The sequence below is a fragment of the Paracraurococcus ruber genome (assembly GCF_004353985.1).
GTDB classification, from domain to species: Bacteria; Pseudomonadota; Alphaproteobacteria; order Acetobacterales; family Acetobacteraceae; genus Paracraurococcus; species Paracraurococcus ruber.
On record NZ_SMOA01000642.1, the window covers coordinates 1 to 760 of the forward strand.

Annotated in this window: 1 protein-coding gene; it reads left to right on the forward strand. The window is 80.0% G+C overall.

All coding sequences use genetic code 11. The features are described 5' to 3' along the window. On the forward strand, positions 1-760 hold a 760-nt coding region (locus E2C05_RS32250), incomplete at both ends, for an ATP-binding cassette domain-containing protein (protein WP_133223657.1).

Sequence of the window (760 nt, forward strand, 5' to 3'; positions counted from 1 at the left end):
CCGGCGCCGGCGCGCGACCGCACCGCCCTGCCGCCGCCGCGCGGCCGGCTGGTCGCGCAGGGGCTGGTCTACCTGCCGCCCGGCCTGGAGCGGCCGGTGCTGCGCAACCTGTCCTTCACGCTGGACCCGGGGGAGGTGCTGGCGGTGGTCGGCCCCTCCGGCGCCGGGAAATCCACCCTGCTGCGCCTGGTGCTGGGGCTGGACCGGCCGACGGCGGGGGCGGTGACGCTGGACGGCTATGCCACCGCGCTGTGGGACCGCGCCGACCTGGCCCGGCATGTCGGGCTGTTGCCGCAGCATGTCGCGCTGACCGAGGGCACGGTGGCCGAGACCATCGCCCGGCTGGGGCCCGTGGACCACCGCGCCGTCATCGCCGCCGCCCGCGCGGTGGACCTGCACGCCGCCATCGCCGCGCTGCCGCATGGCTATGCGACGCCGCTGCGGGAGGCGGGGTTCCTGCTCTCCGGCGGGCAGCGGCAGCGCCTGGGCCTGGCGCGGGCGCTGCATGGCGACCCGCGCCTGCTGGTGCTGGACGAGCCGGATGCCGCGCTGGACGGGGAGGGCGAGGCGATGCTGCGCCGGGTGCTGGCCGCGCAGCGGGCGCGCGGCGCGGCGGTGCTGCTGGTGACCCACCGGCCCGCCCTGGCCGGCCTGGCCGACCGGGTGCTGGTGCTGCGCGCCGGCGCGGTGGAACGCCTGGGCCCGGCGGAGGAGGTGCTGGCCGGGCTGCTCGCCGGCCCGCCGCCGCGGCTGCGGCCGG